General features: G+C 39.8%; 20 protein-coding genes. 15 read left to right on the top strand and 5 right to left on the bottom strand.

The genetic code is table 11. The annotated features are described in order from the left end of the window. Nucleotides 1-100: 100 nt before the first annotated feature. From Q4550_RS12460 to Q4550_RS12415, 10 genes are all read left to right on the top strand, one after another. On the top strand, nucleotides 101-2,299 hold the full coding sequence (locus Q4550_RS12460) for a transglycosylase domain-containing protein (RefSeq protein ID WP_303533129.1): 2,199 nt from the start codon (nucleotides 101-103) through the stop codon (nucleotides 2,297-2,299). A 172-nt stretch (nucleotides 2,300-2,471) separates the two neighbouring features. Then, complete coding sequence (gene hemE, locus Q4550_RS12455; RefSeq protein WP_303533126.1) at nucleotides 2,472-3,515, top strand: uroporphyrinogen decarboxylase; 1,044 nt, start codon at nucleotides 2,472-2,474, stop codon at nucleotides 3,513-3,515. 21 nt (nucleotides 3,516-3,536) lie between these two features. Continuing rightward, nucleotides 3,537-4,490, top strand: a complete 954-nt coding sequence (gene hemH, locus Q4550_RS12450) for a ferrochelatase (RefSeq protein WP_303533123.1) — start codon at nucleotides 3,537-3,539, stop codon at nucleotides 4,488-4,490. Beyond that, nucleotides 4,483-5,895, top strand: coding sequence for a protoporphyrinogen oxidase (gene hemY / locus Q4550_RS12445; protein ID WP_303533121.1), 1,413 nt, complete (start codon nucleotides 4,483-4,485; stop codon nucleotides 5,893-5,895). The genes hemH and hemY overlap by 8 nt, the downstream gene beginning before the upstream one ends. Nucleotides 5,896-6,082: 187 nt before the next feature. Further along, nucleotides 6,083-7,333: an ATP-binding protein gene (locus tag Q4550_RS12440; protein ID WP_303533118.1), complete on the top strand. Its 1,251-nt coding sequence runs from the start codon at nucleotides 6,083-6,085 to the stop codon at nucleotides 7,331-7,333. A gap of 10 nt (nucleotides 7,334-7,343) precedes the next feature. Then, nucleotides 7,344-7,919, top strand: a complete 576-nt coding sequence (locus Q4550_RS12435; RefSeq protein ID WP_303533116.1) for a TetR/AcrR family transcriptional regulator — start codon at nucleotides 7,344-7,346, stop codon at nucleotides 7,917-7,919. Between the two features lie 188 nt (nucleotides 7,920-8,107). Beyond that, nucleotides 8,108-10,435, top strand: coding sequence for a YhgE/Pip domain-containing protein (locus Q4550_RS12430; RefSeq protein ID WP_303533114.1), 2,328 nt, complete (start codon nucleotides 8,108-8,110; stop codon nucleotides 10,433-10,435). A 187-nt stretch (nucleotides 10,436-10,622) separates the two neighbouring features. Next, entirely contained in the window at nucleotides 10,623-11,762 is a 1,140-nt protein-coding gene (locus Q4550_RS12425) for an ABC transporter ATP-binding protein (protein ID WP_303533110.1), read from the top strand. Then, nucleotides 11,755-12,417 (top strand): ABC transporter permease, encoded by a 663-nt coding sequence (locus tag Q4550_RS12420; protein ID WP_194219978.1) that lies wholly within the window; start codon nucleotides 11,755-11,757, stop codon nucleotides 12,415-12,417. The genes Q4550_RS12425 and Q4550_RS12420 overlap by 8 nt, the downstream gene beginning before the upstream one ends. A gap of 14 nt (nucleotides 12,418-12,431) precedes the next feature. Further along, a complete protein-coding gene (locus Q4550_RS12415; RefSeq protein WP_226616095.1) occupies nucleotides 12,432-13,331 on the top strand; it encodes a glycine betaine ABC transporter substrate-binding protein in 900 nt (299 codons plus the stop codon). Nucleotides 13,332-13,378: 47 nt separating this feature from the next. On the opposite strand, the gene Q4550_RS12410 is transcribed toward Q4550_RS12415, so the two are convergent. The 3 genes from Q4550_RS12410 to Q4550_RS12400 are packed head-to-tail and all read right to left on the bottom strand — an operon-like array spanning nucleotide 13,379 to nucleotide 16,356. Continuing rightward, nucleotides 13,379-14,302, bottom strand: a complete 924-nt coding sequence (locus tag Q4550_RS12410) for a glycine betaine ABC transporter substrate-binding protein (protein WP_303533105.1) — start codon at nucleotides 14,300-14,302, stop codon at nucleotides 13,379-13,381. Nucleotides 14,303-14,313: 11 nt separating this feature from the next. Then, the gene (gene choW, locus Q4550_RS12405; protein ID WP_194220255.1) at nucleotides 14,314-15,147 is read right to left on the bottom strand and encodes a choline ABC transporter permease subunit; all 834 of its coding nucleotides are present in this window, start codon (nucleotides 15,145-15,147) and stop codon (nucleotides 14,314-14,316) included. Further along, nucleotides 15,148-16,356 carry a quaternary amine ABC transporter ATP-binding protein gene (locus Q4550_RS12400; RefSeq protein ID WP_303533102.1) on the bottom strand — a complete coding sequence of 403 codons (1,209 nt, stop codon included), beginning with the start codon at nucleotides 16,354-16,356 and terminating at the stop codon, nucleotides 15,148-15,150. 325 nt (nucleotides 16,357-16,681) lie between these two features. Between Q4550_RS12400 and Q4550_RS12395 the strand changes: the two genes are divergently transcribed. Then, on the top strand, nucleotides 16,682-17,221 hold the full coding sequence (locus tag Q4550_RS12395; protein ID WP_308809528.1) for a GbsR/MarR family transcriptional regulator: 540 nt from the start codon (nucleotides 16,682-16,684) through the stop codon (nucleotides 17,219-17,221). Nucleotides 17,222-17,307: 86 nt separating this feature from the next. Here Q4550_RS12395 and Q4550_RS12390 read toward each other — a convergent pair whose 3' ends face one another. Then, the gene (locus Q4550_RS12390; protein ID WP_303533099.1) at nucleotides 17,308-18,036 is read right to left on the bottom strand and encodes an amino acid ABC transporter ATP-binding protein; all 729 of its coding nucleotides are present in this window, start codon (nucleotides 18,034-18,036) and stop codon (nucleotides 17,308-17,310) included. Nucleotides 18,037-18,258: 222 nt separating this feature from the next. Here Q4550_RS12390 and Q4550_RS12385 point away from each other — a divergent pair, with 222 nt between their 5' ends. The 4 genes from Q4550_RS12385 (at nucleotide 18,259) to Q4550_RS12370 (ending at nucleotide 23,988) form a co-directional block, all read left to right on the top strand. Beyond that, nucleotides 18,259-19,932, top strand: coding sequence for an alpha-glucosidase (locus tag Q4550_RS12385; protein WP_303533098.1), 1,674 nt, complete (start codon nucleotides 18,259-18,261; stop codon nucleotides 19,930-19,932). Nucleotides 19,933-20,181: 249 nt separating this feature from the next. Next, nucleotides 20,182-22,182 (top strand): transketolase, encoded by a 2,001-nt coding sequence (gene tkt, locus Q4550_RS12380; RefSeq protein ID WP_303533096.1) that lies wholly within the window; start codon nucleotides 20,182-20,184, stop codon nucleotides 22,180-22,182. 109 nt (nucleotides 22,183-22,291) lie between these two features. Further along, the gene (locus Q4550_RS12375) at nucleotides 22,292-23,242 is read left to right on the top strand and encodes a DNA-binding transcriptional repressor DeoR (protein WP_303533094.1); all 951 of its coding nucleotides are present in this window, start codon (nucleotides 22,292-22,294) and stop codon (nucleotides 23,240-23,242) included. Nucleotides 23,243-23,247: 5 nt separating this feature from the next. Then, entirely contained in the window at nucleotides 23,248-23,988 is a 741-nt protein-coding gene (locus Q4550_RS12370) for an MBL fold metallo-hydrolase (RefSeq protein ID WP_303533093.1), read from the top strand. A gap of 159 nt (nucleotides 23,989-24,147) precedes the next feature. Here the strand turns inward: Q4550_RS12370 and Q4550_RS12365 are convergent, their stop codons facing one another. Then, entirely contained in the window at nucleotides 24,148-24,342 is a 195-nt protein-coding gene (locus tag Q4550_RS12365; protein WP_303533091.1) for a hypothetical protein, read from the bottom strand. Nucleotides 24,343-24,483 lie beyond the last annotated feature (141 nt).

The following is a 24,483-nucleotide window of genomic DNA, read 5'->3' as shown; positions in this document are numbered from 1 at the left end:
GGCAAAAACTAAACAGAATCGTCATTGTATATAGTACAAATATAACATTATTTCATGTAAGCTTAGCTGTAATTAAGTTAATAAGGGAGTGCCTCATAGAATGAAAAAACTCGGCATCGGCTTAATCGCAACATTAGCTGTATTCCTCATTGGATTATTAGGGTATTTGGGGATATTACTTGCTGGAAACTATGTCATCGACGAAAAAAAGCTTGTGATGAATTCAGCTACCCAACTTGTCGATAAAGATGGGGAAATTATTACTAAACTTTATTTTGAAAACCGTGAGCCGGTCTCAATAGATGATATTCCAGACCATGTTCAGGAAGCTTTCGTTGCAACTGAAGATAGCCGATTCTACGATCATCATGGTCTTGATGTAAAAGCAATTGGCCGAGCGCTTTATCGTGATATTCTTGCTGGAAAAAAAGTAGAAGGCGGAAGTACGATTACACAGCAATTAGCGAAGAATGTTTTTCTAACTAATGACAAATCTTGGTTAAGAAAAACGAAAGAAGCTGTTATCGCAATTAATTTAGAACGTAACTATAGTAAAAAGAAGATATTAGAAATGTATTTAAACCAAATTTATTTTGGACATGGGGCTTATGGTATACAGTCAGCTTCAATGTTGTTTTTTAATAAACCAGTCTCAGAGTTAAGTGTTGAAGAAGGAGCCATGTTAGCTGGACTTCCGAAAGCACCTTCAAATTATTCACCAATTAATCATCCTGAAGAGAGTAAAGAGCGTAGAGATTTAGTGTTATCTTTAATGGAAAAGCAGGATTATATAACACCCAAAGAAGCGGTTCGACTTCAAGGAAAGACGCTATCTCTTGATGTGGCAGAAGTAACAAAGGAAGCAGCTTTCCTTACGTACATTGATATGACGCTTCAAGAAGCGAAGACTCGATTTAATCTTTCGAATGAAGAAGTATTACGTGGTGGTTATAAGATCGTAGTGCCAATGGATAAAGATTTGCAGAAAGCAGCTTATGAACAATTTCAAAACGGAAAGCTTTTCCCAGGAAGTGATCCTAACAATCCGCCTCAAGGGGCTCTGACGATGATGGATGCAAAGAGTGGTGGAGTAGTAGCGGTTCAGGGAGGTCGTGATTATGTTCAGAAGGGTCTTAACCACGTGACCTCAAAGAGACAGCCTGGATCTGCATTCAAGCCTATAGCCGTATATGGGCCAGCAATTGAGAAAAAGGAATACAGTCCTTATACATTATTAAAGGACGAAAAGACTGACTACGATGGGTACTCTCCATCTAACTATAATAACCAATACGCTGGTCAACTCTCTCTTTATGATGCTGTCAGAGTATCTGCTAACGCACCTGCAGTTTGGTTATTAAATGAGATTGGAATTTCATATTCAAAATCTTTTCTTGAAAAAAGTGGCCTTTCAATTGAAGATAATGATTTAAAAATCGCTCTTGGAGGGATTGATAAGGGCGTTTCTCCCTTTGAAATGATGGAAGCCTATCGTCCTTTTGCTCAAGAAGGAAAGCATGTCGATCCATATTTTATTAGTAAGTTATACAATAATGACGGCAAGGTAGTAGGTGAAGCAAAACAAGAGGAAGAGAAAGTATACTCCAAACAAACGGCATGGTATATGACAAGAATACTCGAAGGTGTCGTTAAGAATGGTACCGCCATAAGTGGAGAAGCAGATGTGGCTATCGCTGGTAAGACTGGAACAACTTCGTATGAGGGAGTATCGGGTGGTTCGCGTGATGCCTGGTTTGTCGGTTTTACACCAGATTTGGTGGGTGCAGTATGGATGGGGTATGACCGGACAACGGAATCACAGTATCTGACGGGTGGAAGTGAATATCCGGTTCAACTTTTTAAAAAGGTGGTAAATACTTCAATCGATGAGAATAGTACTAAGGAATTTAGTAAGCCTTCAGGATTGAAAGATATGGAAAAACCTATTACCCTGCCAAAAGTGAATGATTTGAAGGCAGATTTTGATTTCCTTTATGGTCTTCCCGCTGTCAAATTGAATTGGACAGCATCCTCTGATGATCGTATTGTTTATCACATCTATGAAATAAAAGATGGGGAGAGAAAAAAGATAGCTGAAGTTGAAGGAAAAGGGAAATATACAAGAAACTCGATCTCATTCTTTGGATCTGTATCTTATCAAGTAGTTCCTTATAATCCGTTAACAGAGCAAGAAGGAGAGGCATCTAATGAAGCTTCCGTCAGTTTGTTTGATCGGTTTAAAGGTAATGAAGAAGAGAAAGAAGATAAAAAGATAGAGGAAAAACAAGTAAATGAGTGAGGATTTTCACTTAAACGATCGGTTACTTATGGTAAAGTAGACGATGTAAACGGCTTCAAAGTTGGACGATTTTATGACTTTTTTCTTCAATATCTGTACACTGAAGCTTACGATCGCTATAGTATGTAAGGATGTAAAAAAGTACGTTTTGCAATTAGAAAGGTGGACAAGCATGAATAAAGCATCATTTAATGATCAATTTCTTCGGGCATGCCGAGGAGAAGCGACAGATCATACACCTGTCTGGTATATGAGACAAGCAGGTCGATACCAGGCTGAATATAGAAAAATTAGAGAAAAATATTCATTTCATGAAATGAATCTAAACCCAGAAGTAGCGGCTGAAGTGACGCGATTTGCCGTTGAACAGCTTGGTGTTGATTCAGCTATACTATTTGCAGATATTATGACGCCACTTCCATCTATCGGTGTGGATGTAGAAATTAAATCAGGTGTAGGCCCTGTTATCGATAATCCCATTAAGAGTAGATCTGATATTGATCGACTAGGTGAACTTGATCCACTGAAAGATATTCCTTATGTAATGGAAACTATTAAGATGCTACGGGAGCAATTGTCTGTTCCTTTAATTGGATTTAGCGGAGCGCCGTTTACTGTTGCAAGCTATATGATTGAAGGTGGACCCTCTAAGAATTATCATAAAACGAAAGCATTCATGTATTCTGATCCAGAAGGATGGTTTCAGCTAATGAATAAGCTTGGGGATATGACAATTGCTTATCTTACAGCTCAAGTAAAAGCGGGTGCTCAAGCTATCCAGTTATTTGATTCATGGGTTGGTGCGTTAAATGATATGGATTATCGGACGTATATTGCTCCTGTTATGAATCGCATATTCTCTGCTTTAAAAGAACTGAATGTCCCACTCTTAATGTTTGGCGTTGGAGCGAGTCATCTTATTCAGGAATGGAACAAGCTCCCTGTTGATGTAATTGGAATAGACTGGAGAATTTCAATTAAGAAGGTGAGAGAAGTTGAGGGGATTAATAAGCCGCTCATGGGGAATCTCGAGCCTGCACTTCTACTTGCACCGTGGGAAGTCATTGAACAAAGAACAAAAGAAATTCTTGATCAGGGAATGGAGACGCCAGGATTTATCTTTAATCTAGGTCATGGGGTGTTCCCACAAGTTCAAGTTGAGACATTGCAGCGTTTAACGAATTTTGTACACGAATATACGCGTAAGAACAGTTAATGGAAATGGGGGAGGTATGGCATGAAGCGAACCATTGGCCTTTTAGTTATGGCTTACGGTACACCGCGAAGTGAAGCAGAAATTGAACCATACTACACACATATACGTCGGGGGAAGCGACCTACAGAAGAAATGTTGGAGGATTTGATTGAACGGTATGAAGCGATTGGTGGTATATCTCCCTTATCGGATATAACAACAAAACAGGCTCAGAAGCTAGAGGATCGTATGAATGAAGAATTTGGCGAAGAGGTAGAGTTTAAGAGCTACCTTGGCTTAAAGCATATTGAACCTTTTGTAGAAGATGCCGTTCGGAATATGCAGAAAGATGGGATTGAGGAAGCCGTTAGTCTTGTTCTTGCTCCGCATTACTCTACATTAAGTGTAAAGACCTATAATGAACGAGCGAGAGCTGAAGCAGATAAACGGGGCTTCCCCAGTATCTATTCGATCGACCAGTGGTACAACGAGCCTAAGTTCATCCAATATTGGGTGAATCAATTACAATCGTGTTTAAGCCAGATTGATGCTAAGGAAAAAAAGAAAACCATTGTTATATTCTCTGCTCACAGTTTGCCTGAGAGAATCTTGCAGAACGGGGATCCTTATCCAGGACAGCTAGAAGAAACAGCAAAGCATATTGCTGAACGAGCTGGGATAGAACATTATGCCATTGGATGGCAGAGCGAGGGCAATACGCCCGATCCGTGGATTGGGCCAGATATTCAAGATTTAACTCGAGACTTATTTGAGCAAGAAGGTTACACAGGATTTATTTACTGTCCGGTAGGATTTGTCGCTGATCATCTCGAGGTGCTATATGACAATGATTACGAATGTCAACAAATGACCAATGAACTTGGTGCAGCCTATCATCGTCCGGAAATGCCCAATGCAACGGATGAATTTATAGAGATATTAGCAACAGTTGTGAAGCATGAACTAATAAAAAAGAAGATGATACAGTATGAGTAAACAAACAAAAAAAATCGTGATTATCGGAGGCGGGATTACTGGATTAACCGCCGCCTATTACCTTCAAAAAGAGATGAGGAACGAAAATCGATCCTATGAAATCACGTTACTTGAAGGCAAAGATCGTTTAGGTGGAAAGATTCAAACGGATACGACAAATGGTTTTGTGATTGAACGTGGTCCTGATTCCTTTCTTGCTAGAAAGGAAAGCGCAGCACGTCTTGTGAATGAAGTGGGAATGGGAGATCAACTTGTTCCGAATTCCACTGGACAGGCCTTCGTATTAAATAATGACCAGCTCTATCCGATTCCAGGTGGAGCAGTAATGGGAATCCCAACGGAGCTTTCTCCATTTATCTCGACAAAGCTATTTAGCTTAAAAGGGAAAGCTAGAGCAGCAGGAGATTTAGTTCTTCCGAGGAGAGAACAGGGAGAGGGAGATCAGTCACTTGGACTATTCTTTCGAAGACGACTTGGGAATGAGGTTGTTGAGAATTTAATCGAACCTTTACTGTCAGGCATTTATGCAGGAGATATCGATAAACTCAGCCTTATGTCAACCTTCCCTCAGTTCTCAGAAGTGGAAAGAAAGTACCGTAGTTTAATTCTAGGGATGAAGAAGACGACACCACCTTCTCGCCGAAGCACTGGTAAGAAAAAGCCGGCTTTCCTTACGGTCAAATCAGGTTTACAGTCATTTGTGATGGGAATTGAAAGATGCTTAACAGACGTTAACATTAGAAAAAATGTTAACGTAGATCAATTAAAGCAAAATGAGGCCGATGGATCTTACACGCTTAAGACAACAAACGGCGAGGAGTTATCAGCTGATTCTGTTATCATCACGACCCCGCATCAGCAGGTATATCATATGTTACGAGACCATCAGGAAGTAGCTCCACTAAAGGACATGCCTTCCACAACGGTTGCAACAGTTGCAATGGCTTTCCCTGAAGAAGCCATAAAAAAGGCAATGGACGGAACAGGATTTGTTGTATCTAGAAACGCTGATTATACGATTACCGCCTGTACCTGGACACATCGTAAGTGGCAACATTCTGCACCAAAAGGAAAAGTACTTCTTCGTTGTTATGTAGGTCGAGCAGGTAATGATGGAATTGTTGAGAAAAGTGATGAAGAAATCGTTCAGACAGTATTAAACGATCTGAATCAAATTATGGAAATTGAAGGCCACCCTGAGTTTTACCGAATTACGAGATGGAGACAATCTATGCCGCAATATGAGGTTGGCCACCGTAATAGAATTGAAACCGTTATTTCAGGAATTGAAAAGAAAATGCCGGGCGTTTTTCTAGCTGGAGCTTCATACAATGGAGTAGGTCTCCCTGACTGTATCGATCAGGGGGAGGCAGCTGTAGCCTCAGTTCAAAATTTCTTCAAATAATAAGGAAGGTTCACCGAATGCGGTGAACCTTTTTTATATTTCTATTCGCTATCATTCACTTAAAGGAGTGGATTTTGTAGAGATTAACAAATGTTATACTGGAACTATTATCTATTTTTGTTAGTGTAGATGAAACTCTAATGGTAGAATATAAATGGCAACAATTAGTAATAAAGGAGTACGAATCATGTCGGAAATGGCAAGGCCCTTACTTATTAATATTTCAATGCTCTTTTCAGTCTTATTTCTCTGGAATATGGTCATGCCATTTACAAGAGCAAGCTCGATTAACCTGAAAGAGAAGATGATTTATGGAGTGATCAGTTCCTTGATGGCTCTGCTTTGTATGCTCTTTCCGTTAGAAAAATTCGGAGATACAGTATTTGATTTAAGAGTTGTTCCTCTTATTCTTGTAACATTATACGGTGGCAAACTGCCTGGCCTCATTTGCATGATCACGATTTCTGTAACACGAACTTGGATGGGTGGAGAAAATGCTTGGGTTGGAGTTCTTATTGCGATTGTTGGGTTTCTCATTGCAATTGGATTTATGAACTACTTTCAAAGATCAATCCGAAAGTGGAAAGGGATTATTTTCACAGGAATTCTATTTATCATTTCGTATATTGCCATCATTCTTATTTTCTTAGAACCGTTAAAAACCTATTTTTATCCGATCTATTTCACGTCATTTGCAATCGCCTATTTCATTATTTTCTATTTAACTGAACGACTTGTATTAATAAATATTCAACTTCAAGAAACGGTTTATCTTGAGAAACTATCAGTTGCGGGAAAAATGGCTGCTGCTATCGCTCATGAAATACGGAATCCGCTTACGACTGTCAAAGGTCTTCTGCAGTTTATTTCGGCTGACACAGTAGACACCAAAGTTCAAAATTATGCCCCATTGATGCTTGAAGAAATCGAGCGGACGAATAAAATCATTACAGATTATTTGATGCTTATCAAACCTTCCAAAAGTGACTGTGAACAAGTAGATTTGAATAAAATTGTCAGAGATACAGTTGCATTAACGGAAGTATTAGCCTCGTACTACGCGGTTAAAATTCAATATGATGAAAAGGGCGCATTTCATATATGGGGTAATCCCCAAGAATTAAAACAATGTTTAATAAACGTTATAAAAAATGCAATTGAATCAATTGAAGGAGAAGGATTGATTCATGTTGCTTTGCAATACGGAACAAAAAGAGGTACGGTAGATATCGTTATTCGTGATAATGGAGCCGGGATGAGCAAGGAAGAGCTTGAAAAGATCGGACTTCCATTTTATACAACAAAATCGAAAGGAACCGGCTTAGGTACAATGATCACGAACCGGCTAATTCGAAATATTGGTGGAAGAGTGAATTACACAAGTTTACTAGGCGAAGGAACGACGGTTACAATAACACTACCAATCACCAAGCAATAGGGGGATAATGATGACGTTCGATCGAAGAAAAAGCATTTTAGAAGCAGCAGAAAAATCTTTTTCCATGTTTGGTTATAAAGCAACGACAATGGATCAAGTCGCTAAAATTGCGAATGTAGGAAAAGGAACCATATATACCTTTTTTAAAAATAAAGAAGAGCTATTCAATGAAATTGTAAGAGGTATGGTATTGGAGTTGAAGGGGCTTGCTCAAGATTCAATTCGTAGAGAGGAGTCCTTTTTTGTCAATCTTCATCGGGCTCTTTATAGTGTGCTGGAACATCGGAAGGAGCACAAATTAGCTATAAAGCTATCTCAAGAAGTGCGTGAGATTGGAACGCCTGCAGCAATGGACGCCCTTGATCTTGTTGAGAAGGCCATTCTTTCTTTTCTAGAACAAGAAATCGAGAGAGGTATTTCTGATGGTGAAGTAAAGAAGTGTGATCCTTCTCTTACAGCATTTCTTATGTTTAAAATGTATATTGCACTCATTTTTGACTGGGAAAAAACTCATTCTTCATTTACGAAAGAAGAGATCGCAAATCACCTGGAATTTTATATGATGAGCGGGATTAAATTGAAGTAGCAGTATCCAAAGAAAGTGGAATACTGCTATTGCTATTCTAACGAAACGGTGATATATTACTTTTTGTAGCAAAAAATGACCATAATTAAAAAATGGTCAATCGAGGCGTTTTTATAAAAAGAACATTGCTTTTTTTTGGCTTAAAATGACTAATTGAGAAATTTGGTCAAATAGACAGGAGGACAAAAATGAAAAAATCATCTCGGCTATTTCGGTCAGAATGGTCGTCATTGTTAAAAAATAAAAAAATCTTAATTCCCGTTATTGCGGTGTTATTTATTCCAGTAATGTATAGTGGAATGTTTTTGTGGGCATTCTGGGATCCTTATGAAAATTTAGATCAAATTCCCGTCGCTGTTGTTAATAGTGACAGTGGGGCAGATTTCGAAGGGGAACATCTTGAAATCGGTAATGAATTAGTAGATAAACTGAAAGATGAACCGGAATTCAAGTGGGATTTTGTAGATGAAGAAGAAGCGAACAAAGGGCTTGAAGATCAAACTTATTATATGAAAATTCAAATTCCCGAGAACTTCTCTCAGAAATCGACAACTGTTCTTGATGAACACCCGGATAAACTAAACCTTGAATATGTTCCCAATGAAAGCTTTAACTTTCTAGCTGGACAGATCGGTGGAACGGCTGTTAGTGAAATTAAATCTCAAATTGCTGAGAACATCACTGAAAACTACAGTGAGCTTGTCTTTGATAAGTTCAGTGAAATAGCTGATGGTTTATCGGAAGCAACAGATGGTGCAGGTGAGCTTGCTGATGGCTCTTCCGAATTGAAAGACGGTACACAGCAGTTGAAAGACAACTTAGCCTCTCTCAATGAAGGGTCAATTGAGTTAACCAACGGCATTAGTAGTGCAGAAAACGGGTCCGTTGATCTTGCAAATGGCATTAGTAAGGTAAATAAAGGTACCACCGATTTATTAAACGGTTTAAAAGAAAAACAACCAGAAGTTAGTGAGCTAGCTGATGGAGCTTCAAGAGTAAGTAATGGGCTTGGAGAACTTGGTACTAAAATGAGTGAATTTAAAGTTGGCCAAGAAGAACTTCTATCTGGTATAAAAGAAAGCCGTGCTGGAACGAAGCAGTTAATGGCTGGATTAGATCAATCTGTTGCAGAATTAGAAAATAGTTCATTACCAGAAGTTGATACAGAAGGATTAAAACGGTCACTAACGAGTGGAGTTACGAATGCAACAGCGGTACCTAAAGAACTGCAAGGCGTAATTGAATCGATTCAAGCAAGTGATCAATATACGGATGAGCAGAAGCAGGCGCTAATTAGCCAGCTTCAACCGATTGCTGATAAATCTGGTTCAGCGGCGAAGTCAGTTGGAGAAGTAGCAGCGACATTTGCTAACGCTTCAGATAAACTTTCAGGCGTCTCTTCTAAGATGAATGCTCTATTAGAAGGACAAAGGAAACTTGCTCAAGGTGCTAGTGGTCTTTATGAAGGACAAGGAAAACTAGAAGATGGACTTAGTGATCTGGGTGATGGCATTAATCAAGCAGAGTCTGGAATTGCTCAGCTTCAAGATGGAGCTATGCGGGTTGCAGATGGTAACGATACTGTAGCGACTGGTTGGAACAGCATGATTGATAATGTTGGCACAATCAACTCAGGAATGAATGGACTATCTAGTGGTTCACAAGAGCTTGTGAGTGGGCTAACAGAATTAGAAGGTGGTTCGTCTGATTTATCATCCGGTGCAGGTCAATTAGCGGATGGATCTAAAGATCTTGACAGTGGGGCTCAGAAACTCACAGATGGTACAACAGAGCTTCGTGATAAACTTGGCGAAGCGGCTGAGGAAACTTCTAATACAAATGCTGATGAGGAAACGTACAATATGTTTGCGGATCCAGTAAATGTAGATACAGAAGCCGTTTCATCTGTACCAAACTATGGAACAGGTTTTGCACCATACTTCCTTTCACTTGGTCTATTTGTAGGAGCGCTACTTATGTCCATTGTGTTCCCACTTCGTGATCCGGCTGGAAGCCCACGTACAGCAATTGGATGGTTTATGAGCAAATATGGCATTCTACTATCTGTGGGAGTAATTCAGGCGCTTGTGTCGGATGCGCTTCTATTATACGGATTGCAAATCGAAGTACAAAGTATTCCCTTATTTCTACTCTTCTCCATTGTATCAAGTCTCGCTTATATGGCGTTGATTCAGTTCTTTGTTACAACGTTAGGAGATCCAGGACGATTTGTAGCGATCATTGTTTTGATCTTACAATTAACAACAAGTGCAGGTACCTTCCCGCTTGAGTTAATTCCAGAAGGACTACAAATCTTTAACACATGGTTGCCAATGACGTATACAGTTTCTGGTTTGAAAGCCGTCATTTCAAGTGGTGATTTTGACTTCATGTGGCAAAATGTATATGTTCTGTTAGGGTTTATTGCGATCTTTGCTATTGGAACCATTACCTTCTTCCTTGTAGAATTGAAAAAGCGTAAAAAGCATGGCTTGGAACCAGCTATGAATGAATAATGAAACAAGGAGGCTGTCTCTATCAATTGATAGAGACGGCCTCTTTTCTTTTGATAAATGGATGGAAAAACGATACAGTAATAGTAAGAAAGTTGTGATGAAGCGCCATTGAGGGTTTCATATTAGGTTATGAAAGGGTAAGTATTATGAAGTTATGGATTTTTCGGGAGGCAGGAGAGGCGATAGAATGATTACTTTCGAGCATATTAATAAGAAATTTGCTGATGGTACTGAAGCACTAAAGGATATTAATTTACATATTGAAAAGGGCGAATTATTAACGCTCATTGGGCCAAGCGGCTGTGGAAAAACGACTACAATGAAGATGATTAATCGATTAATTGAGCCAAGTGGTGGACAAATTTATATTGATGGAAAACCAATATCAGATCAGGACCCGGTTGAACTAAGGAGAAGCATTGGATATGTCATTCAACAAATCGGACTTTTGCCACATATGACAATCGCTGAAAATATTGCCTTAATTCCCAAACTGAAAAAATGGGACAAAGATAAAATAGATAAGCGCGTCGATGAAATGCTTAATCTTGTAGGGTTAGAACCTTCTATTTTTCGGTCTCGCTATCCACTAGAATTGAGTGGCGGTCAACAGCAAAGAGTGGGTGTCATTCGTGCACTTGCAGCAGAACCACCAATTATTTTGATGGACGAGCCATTTAGCGCATTAGACCCTATTAGTCGAGAACAGCTTCAGGACGAGCTTGTAAAGCTTCAGAAAGAAATTCAGAAAACAATTGTTTTTGTTACGCACGACATGGATGAAGCTATGAAAATCGCCGATCGTATTGCCATTATGAAAGATGGCGAAATTCTTCAGCTAGATACGCCGGATCGCTTGTTACGCCACCCTAAGAATGAATTTGTCCGCAATTTCATAGGTGATGAACGAATGGCTAAAGGGCAAGCTCCAACAGCTGTCGATTTAATGATTAGAAAAGTAGCAACTGTGAAAGAAAGTAGAGGTCTTGCAGAAGCGTTCCGTCTAATGAAATCAGAGCGAGTCGATAGCCTGGTTGTAACAGGGCCAGAGCAGGAATATATCGGTGTCGTTACGCTAGAACAGGTTCAAAACCATTATGGTGATGATGGGAAACGAATTGTGGATGTGATTGAAGTGATCGAGTCCATTAATGAGAGCACGCTCTACCCTGAAATAGCGAAACGATTTGCTGAAAATCAACCGATCAATATCCCTGTGGTTGAAGATAATAAGCTCACAGGATTAGTTACAAGAAGTAGTATGATGCGAGGGTTAGCAGGACTTGAACAATATGATCAAAGAGAGGGGGGGAGCCTGAATGAATGACGAGAATTTTTTCATTCTATTTATTGAGACGATGCAGAATCGGTGGGATGATATACTAGTAGCACTTCAGGAGCACCTATTCCTTTCGTTCATCTCTATTGTGATTGCCATATTAATATCTGTTCCACTTGGTATTTTTATTTCACGGAGAAAGAAGCTAGCGGAGCCATTCATTGCGGTGGCAGCTATCTTTCAAACAGTACCAAGTTTAGCCCTGTTCGGATTTCTCATTCCCTTTCTAGGAATTGGAAACATAACAGCTATTATTGCTTTAACGGTTTACGCGCTTCTTCCAATCCTCAGAAATACGTACACTGGCATCACTTCCGTAGATCAATCTTCTATTGAAGCTGGAAGAGGGATGGGGATGACGAATATGCAAATTTTGATGAAGATCGAAGTTCCTCTTTCTCTACCGGTTATAATGGCTGGTGTCAGAACAGCTACTGTCCTAACAATCGGAGTAGCAACTCTCGCTACTTTTGTAGGTGCAGGAGGACTTGGCGATATTATATATCGTGGTCTTACCTCGAATAAAGATGAGCTCGTATTAGCTGGTGCACTTCCTGCAACTATTCTGGCTCTTGGATTTGATTTAATTCTAAAATTATTAGAAAATGCGGCAACTCCTAAAGGAGTTAAAGCAAAAAAATAAAGGGAGAGATTCGTTTGAAGAGAATTACCTTACTTTTACTAGGAGTTGTAATGGTTCTTGCTGCATGTGGAGGAGATAGCGGAAGTGAAGAAAGTGATCCGATCGTTATTTCTGGTAAGCCCTGGACTGAGCAATATATCTTACCACACCTTCTTGCAGAGTACATAAAGGCTAACAGTGATTATGAAGTAGAGGTTGATGCCGGTGTTGGTGAAGTGAATATTCTACAACAGGCGCTTATCGATGGTGATATTGATATGTACGTGGAATATACAGGTACAGGTCTTGAAGCGGTACTTAAGGAAAGTGCTGAATCCGATGAGTCAGCTGATGAGATTTTTAAACGGGTGAAAAAAGGATACAAAGATGAATATAATCTTGTTTGGCTTGAACCACTTGGATTTGAGAATGGCTACACGCTTGCTATGACTCAAGACACAAATAAAGAGGTAAATGCAAAAACGTTCTCGGATATTATCCCAGCTTCAGATGATTTGGTATTTGGTGGACCACACACGTTCTACGAAAGAGAAGATGGTTACGATGCCCTAGTAGAAGCTTATGGTTTTAATTTCAAAGACGAAGTGAGTCTTGATCCGAATATCATGTACGATGCTTTAAATGAAGGTGAAGTCGATGTGATTCCTGCCTTTACCACTGATGGAAGAATTGCTCGTTTCGATCTTGCGACAACTGAAGACGATAAGCAATTCTTCCCACCATATTATGCTGCGCCAATTGTTCGACAGGAAGTTCTTGATTCACATCCTGATCTTGAGAAGGTTGTGAACGAATTTGCTGGAAGTATTTCAGAAGAAGAAATGTCTGAAATGAATGCAAAAGTGGATATGGATGGAGAAGAGCCTGAGGATGTTGCAATGGAATTCTTGAAAGAAAAAGGATTGATTGATTAATAAAAAAAGCGAGATGAGGAATTCCTCATCTCGCTTTTTCATTTATGTTATTCAGCTGGTTTTAAATCTTCAATAGAATCAGCTTCAACGTATGATGGAACAACAAGTCCTGTTTTCGCACCTTCAAGGTTTACTCCAAGACGGTCCATGTTGTCACCATATTCATCTAGAAGGTCAGCGTGTGTAATTGGAAGCCATCCAGCTACCATTGCGTCAGCATCACCTTCAGAAACAGCGATGAACATAGAAGCTGCATCAAGTTGAGTTAATTTAACCTCATAGCCTACGCTCTCAAGAACTTTAGCTACTACGTTCGTACTTGCGATTTCAGAATCCCATGCTACATATGCAAGTGAGATTTCTTCACCGTCTACTTCCTCAGCACCTTTAGTCCATTCTTCTACCATGTCGGAATGTTCGTCTACCCAGTTTTGTGCTGCTTCTTCAGGCTTTGCACCTTCCTGTACTTCGACCATAACATTGCCCATGTCTTCTGGAGTCCAGTTGAACTGATCAAGAATTGTATGAGCAGAAGGCTGATCTTCTTTTAACCCCATACGTGCAAAAGTTTCGATGTTTTCTTCTTCACCATAAAGGCCTTGTGGATCTTCAAGATATTTAAGGTCGTATTTCGCGAACATCCAATGTGGTGTCCAACCAGTAACGATAATCGGTTCTTCATCATCAATTGCTTTACCAAGTTCTGCCGCCATAGCAGCTGAAGAGGATTCGATTAATTCCCAACCTTTAAGGCTATCGTACTCTTCAAGTGCAGATGTCGTAGCTTTCATAATACCAGCGCCTGGCTCAATTCCTACAATTTCGTAATCTACTGCTTCTCCAACGTTAGTACCGCCTTCGCTGGAACCTTCACTACTATCTCCGCCATTGTTACCGCCACAAGCAGCAAGAATCAATGTGAGTGACAAAAATAGTGCAAGTCCTGTTAACCCTTTTTTAAAGTTAAACATGTAATTCCCCCTTAATTTTTTGTTTTACCTATATTTTGAGAAATCCGGTCAAGCATAATTGCTAGAATAACAATGGCAAGACCAGCTTCAAAACCAATACCAACTTTGATCTGCGTTACAGCACGATATACGTCTGCTCCGAGACCAGGTGCACCTACTAGAGATGCAATAACGACCATTGAAAGTGAAAGCATGATACTTTGGTTAATTCCTGCCATGATCGTGGGAGTAGCTAGTGGGAGTTGTATTTTAAACAACTTTTGTTTTGTTGTAGATCCAAATGCATTAGATGCTTCGATTAAATCTTCCGGCACCTGACGAATGCCAAGATTCGTAAGACGAATCGTAGGAGGCATTGCAAAGATGACAGAAGCTATGATTCCGGGTACCATACCAATCCCAAAGAATAGAATAGCTGGGATGAGATATACGAATGCAGGCATTGTCTGCATGAAATCCAATATCGGTGTGATAATTCCTCTTACACGGTCACTTTGTGATGCCCAAATCCCAAGTGGTACACCGAGAATAATCGATATAATGACCGAAGTTAATACGAGTGCTAACGTTTGAATAGTTGGATCCCAATAACCGAGATTATCGATTAAGAGAAGTCCGAGTAACGTGAATACAGCTATTGGCCAGCGACTTGACCACCATGCAAGGATCGTAAAGATTGCAATGAGAACAAGAGCTGGCGGGAAACCTAGTATGGAAACGATCCCTTCTACGAACCAATCAATCCCAGATGTAATACTATCGAAAACTGGTTCAAGGTTATCGGTTAACGTATCAACAATACTATCAACCCAGTCAGCTAGTGGTATTTTAGGAAAAAGTTGCATTTATTTCACCTCGCCTTTCGCGGATTCAGTTTCGTGGCCTGCGAGTGCCCCGATAACTGCACCTCTTACAATGATGCCTTGAAATTTATCGGCTTCATCGACAACGGGGAGAGGAAGGGATGAGTCTGCCATTTTTACAAACATGTCCGTGAGTAAAGTCTCTGGTGATACAGTAGGAAGGTCTGTGATTAAAATGTCATTGATATCTTTCTTTTCCTCAATAGCTTTTGCCGTGGCATCTGCTGTAATAGCGCCTAACAGCTTTTTCTTTTTATCAACAATATAAAGACTAGATAATTTTTGTTCTCTCATAAGCTCCAGCGCAACACGTGGCCCACGATCAGCTCGTAGCGTTTCAGCACGTTTCATTACGTGTGAAGCTGTTAACACTTTTGAAAGATCCACATCTTCAACGAAGCGTTCAACATAGTCATTTGCAGGATTTGTCATGATTTCTTCTGGAGAACCAATTTGAACGATAGAACCATCTTTCATTAATGCAATGCGATCTCCAATGCGAAGTGCTTCATCGAGGTCATGGGTGATAAAGACGATCGTTTTTTCCATTGATTCTTGAAGTTCAAGGAGCTCATCTTGCATGTCTTTACGAATAAGGGGATCTAGTGCACTAAATGCCTCATCCATTAATAGTACATCTGGATCGTTCGCAAGAGCACGAGCAAGACCAACACGCTGCTGCATACCACCACTTAATTCAGAAGGAAAGCTATTTTCATATCCTTTCAAACCAACAAGTTCAAGTGATTCTTGCGCTTTTTTTGCTCGGTTTTCTTTGCCAATACTTTGTACCTCTAGTCCATATTCCGTGTTTTCAAGAACAGTTCGATGTGGGAAAAGAGCAAAGCGTTGGAATACCATACTAAGCTTCTTTCTTCTTACTTCACGAAGCTGTTCAGGTTTCATCCTGACGATATCTTCATCATCAATGAGAACCTGACCTGAAGTTGGTTCAATTAATCGATTGAGTAGACGAACAAGCGTAGATTTACCACTACCTGATAGTCCCATGATGACAAAGATTTCACCGGGATATACATCGAAGCTTGCTCGATTTACACCCACAGTATTTCCAGTTTCTTTAAGTATTTCATTTTTTGATTTGCCCTGATCTAATAGCTTTATAGCTTGTTTGGGCGATTTGCCAAATACTTTTGTTACATCTTTTACAGTAATTTTGGCTTTTTCCATAGTTTCACCTCTACCTTTATTAATAAATTTCAACGGTTAAAGTTACAAAAATCACTGAAATATGTCGAAATTTACGATAATCAGTCATTTACTAGTCTTTTTTTACCGACCTATTAAGTATAGAGTGTAGGTACTTAATACTACAAACGGCGTGAGAGCTCAAAATCAGTTAATTCAGTACATACAGAAAAAACTGTACAAACTAAACGGGTAAATGCTTAAGTATCGTCAAAGATGCTAGTATATGCTACAAGGTTCACATGTAAACTTTACAATCAACGAGGTTAACACTAAACTATGAAATGACAAACGATTGGAAAAGTAGGTGCATAGTTTGCAAGACAATAGAGTTGAGAATGCGAGAGAACGTGTTATTGAATCCATCTCTAAAAATATGGATATATATAGCGTCACACCTTCTGTGGGGCGACTATACGGTGCAATGTTCTTTGAAAAAGAGCCAATGACTCTTGATGAAATGAAAGATAAACTTCAAATGAGTAAGACAAGTATGTCTACCGGAGTAAGAACGTTAATCGACTTAAATATGGTTGATAAGGTATGGAGAAAGGGCGAGCGTAAAGATCTTTACGAGGTGAAGTCAGATTGGTATCAAACCTTTACAGATTTCTTTTGTATTCACTGGCGTAAAGGGATTGAAATGAATAGAGATGCTTGTAGAGAATCCATTTCTGAACTTATGGACGTACTGGAGAATGATATTTCTAACGAAGAAAGAATGACGGCAGAAGCTGATTTAGATAAAATGTCTTATGCGTTGGGATACTATGAGTGGTTGAATAAGGTAGTGGACTTATTTGAATCTAGAAAGATATTCGATGTTATTGATAATGAAGAAAAGTAGTGGATATTAGCAAGATATTGCTTCATAAAAATTTTGAATGCGCTCTACATAATAACAAAACGTGCAGGGAAACCCTGCACGTTTTGTTATAGGATTTTACTTAAAAAAGCTTTCGTCCGCTCGTTTTGAGGATTTGAGAATAGTTCATTAGGAACGTTTTCTTCAACGATATATCCACCATCCATGAAAATCACACGATCGCCTACTTCGCGAGCAAACCCCATTTCATGTGTGACAACAACCATCGTCATACCTTCTTTGGCAAGGTCTTTCATGACTTCTAGAACTTCACCAATCATTTCAGGGTCAAGTGCAGAGGTTGGTTCATCGAAAAGCATAACTTTTGGCTCCATAGCAAGAGCCCTTGCTATAGCGACACGCTGCTTTTGACCCCCAGATAATTCCCCGGGATAATTATTGGCTTTATCTTCAAGGCCAACTTTTGCGAGAAGCTCCTTCGCCTTTTTGGCTGAGTTTTGTTTATTATCCCCTTTGACTTTGATTGGGGCTAAAGTCACGTTTTCAAGCACGGTCTTGTGAGGGAAAAGGTTAAAATGTTGAAAAACCATTCCAACGTCCTGTCGAACTTTGTTGATATTCGTCTTAGGATCAGCTATGTTGTGGCCATTTACGATCACACTACCACCAGTTATTTCTTCTAATTTATTTAAACACCGAAGAAAGGTACTTTTACCTGAGCCAGAAGGACCAACGACGCATACAACCTCTTTTTCTTTTACGTCTGTATTAATATTCTTAAGTACTTCTAAATCTCCGAACGATTTCTTTAGATCTTTTACTTGGATGATGCTCATTGTTGCTCCTATCTCCTCTCGTTCTACATTCTTCCTTCGTTTGGAAGGGTTTGCCGATAAATTCTATTATACCAATCCTTGATTCAATTATAAAAGAAGTTGTTCTTATTGATAGAAAACCAGGGATTGTTAGCTGTTGTACTATAACCAGCATTCTTTTATAATAGTTAGTGAAAACGTTTGCGCAAATTGAGGAATTATCTTTTTCTAGGAGGATGCAGCATGGCACAGCAGTGGTGGAAGGAAAGCGTTGTTTATCAAATATATCCTCGAAGTTTTAACGATAGTAACGGTGATGGCATCGGCGATATTAAGGGAATTACGGAAAAGCTCGATTATTTAAAGGATTTAGGAATAGATGTCGTTTGGCTCTCACCAGTGTATCAGTCACCGAATGATGATAATGGATATGATATAAGTGATTATCGAAACATTATGGATGAGTTCGGTACGATGGAAGATTGGAATGAGATGTTAGAAGAGATGCACAATAGAGGGATTCGTCTAGTTATGGATCTCGTTGTTAATCATTCTTCTGATGAGCACAAATGGTTTTCTGAAGCGAGGAAATCGAAGGATAATCCATATCGTGATTACTATATATGGCGAGAAGGAAAAGGGGATCAGCCGCCTAACAATTGGGGCTCCTTTTTCGGTGGGTCTGCATGGCAGTACGATGAGGAGAGTCAGGAATATTTTCTTCATCTTTTTTCAAGGAAGCAGCCTGATTTAAACTGGGAAAATGAAAAATTGAGAGAAGAAGTCTATGATCTGATGAAATTCTGGCTAGATAAAGGGGTGGATGGATTCAGAATGGACGTCATTAATTTGATTTCCAAAACCCCTGGTTTACCGGATGCCGAAGTAACCGCAGATTCTCCTTATCAATGGGGAGGAGAGCATTTTGTAAATGGACCTAAATTTATTGATTATATGAATGAAATGAATGAAAAGGTTCTGAAGAAATTCGATGCTATGACTGTTGGTGAAATGCCAATGGCGACACCTGAGGATGGAAAAAGGTACACAAATGAAGACACCGGTATTGTAAACATGCTCTTTCAATTCGAACATATGGATGTGACGAGTGGACCTGGTGGGAAGTGGGATCAGCAGCCGTGGAAACTCACTGATTTAAAGCGAATTATTTCTAAATGGCAAACTGAGCTACACGGAAATGGGTGGAACAGTCTTTACATGGAGAATCACGATCAACCTCGCTCAGTTTCCGTATTCGGTGATGACCAGGAATATCGAGTAACATCAGCAAAAATGCTTGCAGCCTGGCTTCATTTTCTTCAAGGTACGCCTTATATTTATCAGGGGCAGGAGCTTGGTATGACGAATGTCTACTTCGATTCAATTGAAGAATATGAAGATATTGAAACGCTCAATATGTATAAAGAAGAAGTTATTGATAAGGGAGAAACACCAGAGAAAGTTTTAGAAGCAATCCATAAAAAAGGTCGTGATAATGCGCGAACTCCTATGCAGTGGACTGAAGAGGAGAACGCTGGATTTACAACGGGTAATCCGTGGCTAAAAGTAAACGACAATTATCATGAGATTAATGCGAGAAAGGCTTTAAGTAATGAAGATTCTACTTTTTACTTTTATAAGAATTTGATTCGACTTCGAAAAGAACTTCCAGTGATGATCCATGGTGATTATCAGCTACATTTAGAAGAAGATGAGAATTTGTACGTGTATACAAGAAGCTATAATGGTAGAAGCCTACTTCTTGCAGCAAACTTCTCAAAAGAAACATGTGAGATGAAGCTACCTCACACACTAAGTGGTGGAGAGTTACTGGTTCATAATTACCAGGAAGTAAGTCATCACTTGCAGAATGAATCGATTATGAGACCGTATGAAGTGAAAGCATATTTACTATAGGAAGAAACGTGGGCATTCGCTCACGTATTCTTTTGTACAAGCTATCATAGGCTTATTTAGTTATCACTTTATTGGTCTTAAAAGGATTGAATTCTCTGTTTCGAGGGAAGCTATTTTTGGGAAAAAGAATTTACATGAAAAGTGATCGGTTTCCTTTTTCTTTTTGATTAAGTCATGTATAATAACAAATGTACATTTGTTCATGAGTGTGTTTACTAAATTTCAATATAAAAAAAGGAGTGTATACATATGACAACGACTCAAATGGATTCACTTGCTGTTAACACGATTCGTACGCTTGCAATCGATGCGGTTGAGAAAGCGAATTCGGGACACCCTGGGATGCCGATGGGTGCTGCACCAATGGCTTATACGCTATGGAGCCAATTTTTAAATCACAACCCTTCTAATCCAGAATGGTTTAACCGTGATCGCTTTGTTTTATCTGCAGGACATGGTTCTGCTCTTCTATACAGCATGCTACATTTATTTGGTTATGATGTTTCAATGGAAGACTTAAAATCATTCCGTCAATGGGGAAGCAATACACCAGGACACCCGGAATTTGGTGAGACACCTGGAGTTGACGCAACGACTGGTCCACTTGGACAGGGGCTTGCTATGGCAACTGGTATGGCGATGGCTGAGCGTCATTTAGCAGCAACATATAACCGTGACGACTTCAATGTTGTGGATCATTACACATATAGCATCTGTGGTGATGGTGACTTAATGGAAGGTGTATCTTCAGAATCAGCTTCTCTAGCTGCTCACTTGAAATTAGGTCGTCTTATTGTGATGTATGATTCTAATGATATTTCTCTTGATGGTGATCTTGATCAGTCCTTCTCAGAGAACGTACAACAGCGTTATGAAGCATATGGCTGGCAAGTTATCCGTGTTGAAGATGGTAATGACATGGATACAATTGCTGACGCTCTTAAACAAGCGAAAAACAATACTGAGCAACCAACACTAATTGAAGTGAAAACTACAATTGGTTATGGTTCACCAAACAAAGGCGGCAAAAATACTTCTCACGGTGCTCCTCTTGGTAAAGATGAAATTGCACTTGTAAAAGAGAACTATAAGTGGACGTTTGACGAAGACTTCTATATTCCTGAAGAAGTGAAAGGTCAGTTTGCTGAATTTAAAGAAGCTGGCAGTAAGAAAGAACAGGAATGGAATGAATTGTTTGCACGCTATGAAGAACAATATCCTGAGCTTGCTAAGCAATTAACTGCTGCTCTAAATAATGAACTTCCTGAAGGATGGGATAGTGAAGTTCCTACTTATGAAAGAGGAACAAGCACAGCATCTCGTGCGGCATCTGGTGAAGTTCTAAACGCACTTGCTAAAAACAATGCGCGAATCTTCGGTGGATCAGCTGACCTTGCATCTTCTAACAAAACAATGTTAAAAGATGAGCAGGACTTTTCACCAGCGGATTATAGTGGACGTAACATCTGGTTCGGAGTACGTGAATTCGGCATGGCTGCGGCGATGAACGGAATCGCGCTTCATAAAGGTCTTCGCATCTTTGGAGCAACGTTCTTTGTATTCTCTGACTATCTTCGCCCTGCACTTCGTCTATCTGCATTGATGGGAGTACCGGTAACATACGTATTCACTCATGATAGCGTAGCGGTAGGAGAAGATGGTCCAACTCACGAACCTGTTGAGCAACTAGCTTCACTTCGAGCAATGCCAGGTCTTTCAGTTATTCGTCCTGCTGACGGTAACGAAACGGCTGCTGCTTGGAAGCTATCCGTTGAAGAAACGAATCACCCAACTGCTCTAGTGCTTTCTCGTCAGAATCTTCCAGTTGTGACAGATTCACATGATCAAGCATACGAAGGTGTTAAGCGCGGAGCTTACGTTGTAGCTGGTGGAGAAGATGCTGAAGCGATTCTTCTTGCATCTGGTTCTGAAGTAGGTCTAGCTGTTGAAGCTCAAGAACTATTAGCAAAAGAAGGTATTTCTGCATCAGTTGTCAGCATGCCAAGCTGGGATCGCTTTGATAAGCAGTCTGCTGATTATAAGCAAAGTGTACTACCTGACAATGTAACAGCACGTCTTGGTATCGAGATGGGCGTATCATTTGGCTGGGATAAGTATGTTGGCCAAAAAGGTGATATCCTTGCAATTGATCGCTTTGGAGCTTCTGCACCTGGCGATACGGTAATCAAAGAGTTTGGGTTCACGCCTGAAAATGTTGTAACTAAAGTTAAGACAATGCTCTCTAAATAATACAATAGGTTTTAGTTGAGAGTGAGAGGCTTTCAGAAGGCGAAAATGGTCTTTCTGAAAGCCTTTTTCTTACCAAAAGATAACCAATTTTGAATATACAGGTGTTGCTATGGAAAAGGATAAACTTACAAAGGTAGTAGAGGCCGCACGCTTATACTACCAATTAGACTATAGTCAACAGGAAATCGCTAAGAGACTTGAGGTTTCAAGGCCAACTGTTTCCCGTTTATTAAAGCAAGCGAAAAGAGAAGGAATTGTTGAAATTAAGATTCATGATCCTTCACAGGATGTGCATTTGCTTGCTACCGATCTTGCAGAAGCTTATGGACTTATAGATGCCAGAGTCGCAATTGTTCCAGAATTTGAAGATCAAATTGTAAAAAAACATATCGGTAAAATTGCAGCTGATTATTTAAATGCCACCATTCAAGATAATGATTTAATAGGAGTTTCCTGGGGAACAACTCTGAATGAAATCGGTAAGAATCTTCGTCATCAATTACTTAAAAACGTTTCAGTTGTACAATTAAACGGAGGAATTAGTTATTCCGAAACTAACACATACGCCTACGAAGTCATTCAAATGATTGGTCGTGCCTTTCATGCTACAAGTCACTTCTTGCCTGTTCCGGCTATTGTAGATCACCTTCTTGTAAAGCAAACAATGGAAGAGGATAGGCACATTCGGCGTGTGCTTGATATGGGCCGAAATGCGAATATCGCTCTTTATAGTGTTGGAATTCCAACAAATGACTCTGTTATTGTTCAAGCAGATTATGTGTCAGAACAAGAGCTTGAAGTGATTCATTCAAAATCTGTAGGAGAAATTTGTTCACGCTTCTTTGATGAAAAGGGAATGCTTATTCATGAGGAGTTAAATGAACGAACAATCGGAATTGATCTTGAAGATCTTTCAAGGAAAGAGAAATCAATATTAGCTGCAGGCGGTCCGAAGAAAGTTGAAGCGATTTACGGGGCGTTGCAAGGTGGCTACGCAAATGTTTTGGTAACGGATCATTATACGGCTCGTGCCTTATTAGAGAAAAAACAGGGGGGGTAAAAAGCATGAAAATCACTGTTTTAGGTCCATGGGGGGGATACCCTAAGGCTGGAGAAGCGAGTGCAGGATATCTCATTCAGAGTGAGGGGTACAACCTCTTAATCGACTGTGGAAGTGGAGTTCTATCTCAACTCCAACATCATCTATCTGTAGAAGAACTTGATAGTGTAATCATTAGTCATTACCATCCTGACCACATTGCAGATACAGGGGTTCTTTACCACGGTCGCTTAATTCAATCAAAAATTAAATCTGAGCTTCCAGTGTTACCAATCTATGGTCATTCATATGATGAAGTTGGATTTAATAACTTGGATCATAAGCCTTATACAGAAGCAAGGGAATATAGAGAAGAAGATACTTTGGAACTTGGTCCTTTCTCTATTACTTTTCAAAAAACAAAGCACCCGGTTATTTGTTACGCAATAAGGATAACAGATGGAGAGCATAGCATGGTGTTTACTGCCGACTCTAGCTATATGAAAGAATTTGAAACGTTTTCTGCTGGAGCTGACTTACTCATTTCAGAATGTAATCTATACAGTGATATGGATGGCTCTCAGATGGGGCACATGAATAGTACGGATGCTGCTAAAATTGCAAAAGAAGCGGATGTATCTACACTGATGCTGACACACCTTCCGCACTTTGGTGATTTATCAGAACTTGAGAAGGATGCTAAACAACATTTTGATGGTGAAGTGATGCTTGCATCTACGGGGCTCGTGTGGAATTCCGAAAAATAGTTATAAAGAAGACCAGAACGATGTTACCGTTCTGGCTTTTTTATGTTATGCAGCGCCCAGCCTCTCGATCGCTTCACCCTCTAAAATGAACACAAAGACCGTGTTCAAATGAAAAGGCTCCAGCGCTTGTCGAGGCTAAACGGGCGCTTTCGCTTTTCTTTATTCTCCTAATGTTGAGTCTAGTTTTCCGTTCATGTCCATTAGGAAGCCGATTTCTCGGCCGAGTAGTCTGGCTAGTTCTTTGGATTTTTTTTCGCCTTCGGATTTGATTTGTTCAATGGTTAGGCTTGAGTTTAAGTTTGATGCTCCTACGACGACAGGGATTTCACCTTTTTCGTAATAAACGATTTTCATATTGCTCCTCCTCAAAGTACGTTTGTTTACAATATTCGTAGAGCGAAAGCGGGGAAAGGGTAGTGTAGGCGGGGTTTTTCGTTCTTTAGTCAGGGTGTCATAAGTATCAGGTTTTGATTCCTTACTGATATTTCATTAGAA

It is taken from the genome of Anaerobacillus sp. 1_MG-2023, from assembly GCF_030547345.1.
GTDB lineage: Bacteria > Bacillota > Bacilli > Bacillales > Guptibacillaceae > Guptibacillus > Guptibacillus hwajinpoensis_B.
Note: the sequence above shows the minus strand (reverse complement) of the source record. Positions and strands in the feature narration are given on the sequence as shown.

Bases quoted from the DNA above. Each gene is read 5' to 3' on its own strand.
- Q4550_RS12460 (WP_303533129.1), top strand. From the start codon at position 101: ATGAAAAAACTCGGCATCGGCTTAATCGCAACATTAGCTGTATTCCTC.
- hemE (WP_303533126.1), top strand. From the start codon at position 2,472: ATGAATAAAGCATCATTTAATGATCAATTTCTTCGGGCATGCCGAGGA.
- hemH (WP_303533123.1), top strand. From the start codon at position 3,537: ATGAAGCGAACCATTGGCCTTTTAGTTATGGCTTACGGTACACCGCGA.
- hemY (WP_303533121.1), top strand. From the start codon at position 4,483: ATGAGTAAACAAACAAAAAAAATCGTGATTATCGGAGGCGGGATTACT.
- Q4550_RS12440 (WP_303533118.1), top strand. From the start codon at position 6,083: ATGTCGGAAATGGCAAGGCCCTTACTTATTAATATTTCAATGCTCTTT.
- Q4550_RS12435 (WP_303533116.1), top strand. From the start codon at position 7,344: ATGACGTTCGATCGAAGAAAAAGCATTTTAGAAGCAGCAGAAAAATCT.
- Q4550_RS12430 (WP_303533114.1), top strand. From the start codon at position 8,108: ATGAAAAAATCATCTCGGCTATTTCGGTCAGAATGGTCGTCATTGTTA.
- Q4550_RS12425 (WP_303533110.1), top strand. From the start codon at position 10,623: ATGATTACTTTCGAGCATATTAATAAGAAATTTGCTGATGGTACTGAA.
- Q4550_RS12420 (WP_194219978.1), top strand. From the start codon at position 11,755: ATGAATGACGAGAATTTTTTCATTCTATTTATTGAGACGATGCAGAAT.
- Q4550_RS12410 (WP_303533105.1), bottom strand. From the start codon at position 14,302: ATGTTTAACTTTAAAAAAGGGTTAACAGGACTTGCACTATTTTTGTCA.
- choW (WP_194220255.1), bottom strand. From the start codon at position 15,147: ATGCAACTTTTTCCTAAAATACCACTAGCTGACTGGGTTGATAGTATT.
- Q4550_RS12400 (WP_303533102.1), bottom strand. From the start codon at position 16,356: ATGGAAAAAGCCAAAATTACTGTAAAAGATGTAACAAAAGTATTTGGC.
- Q4550_RS12390 (WP_303533099.1), bottom strand. From the start codon at position 18,036: ATGAGCATCATCCAAGTAAAAGATCTAAAGAAATCGTTCGGAGATTTA.
- Q4550_RS12385 (WP_303533098.1), top strand. From the start codon at position 18,259: ATGGCACAGCAGTGGTGGAAGGAAAGCGTTGTTTATCAAATATATCCT.
- tkt (WP_303533096.1), top strand. From the start codon at position 20,182: ATGACAACGACTCAAATGGATTCACTTGCTGTTAACACGATTCGTACG.
- Q4550_RS12375 (WP_303533094.1), top strand. From the start codon at position 22,292: ATGGAAAAGGATAAACTTACAAAGGTAGTAGAGGCCGCACGCTTATAC.
- Q4550_RS12370 (WP_303533093.1), top strand. From the start codon at position 23,248: ATGAAAATCACTGTTTTAGGTCCATGGGGGGGATACCCTAAGGCTGGA.
- Q4550_RS12365 (WP_303533091.1), bottom strand. From the start codon at position 24,342: ATGAAAATCGTTTATTACGAAAAAGGTGAAATCCCTGTCGTCGTAGGA.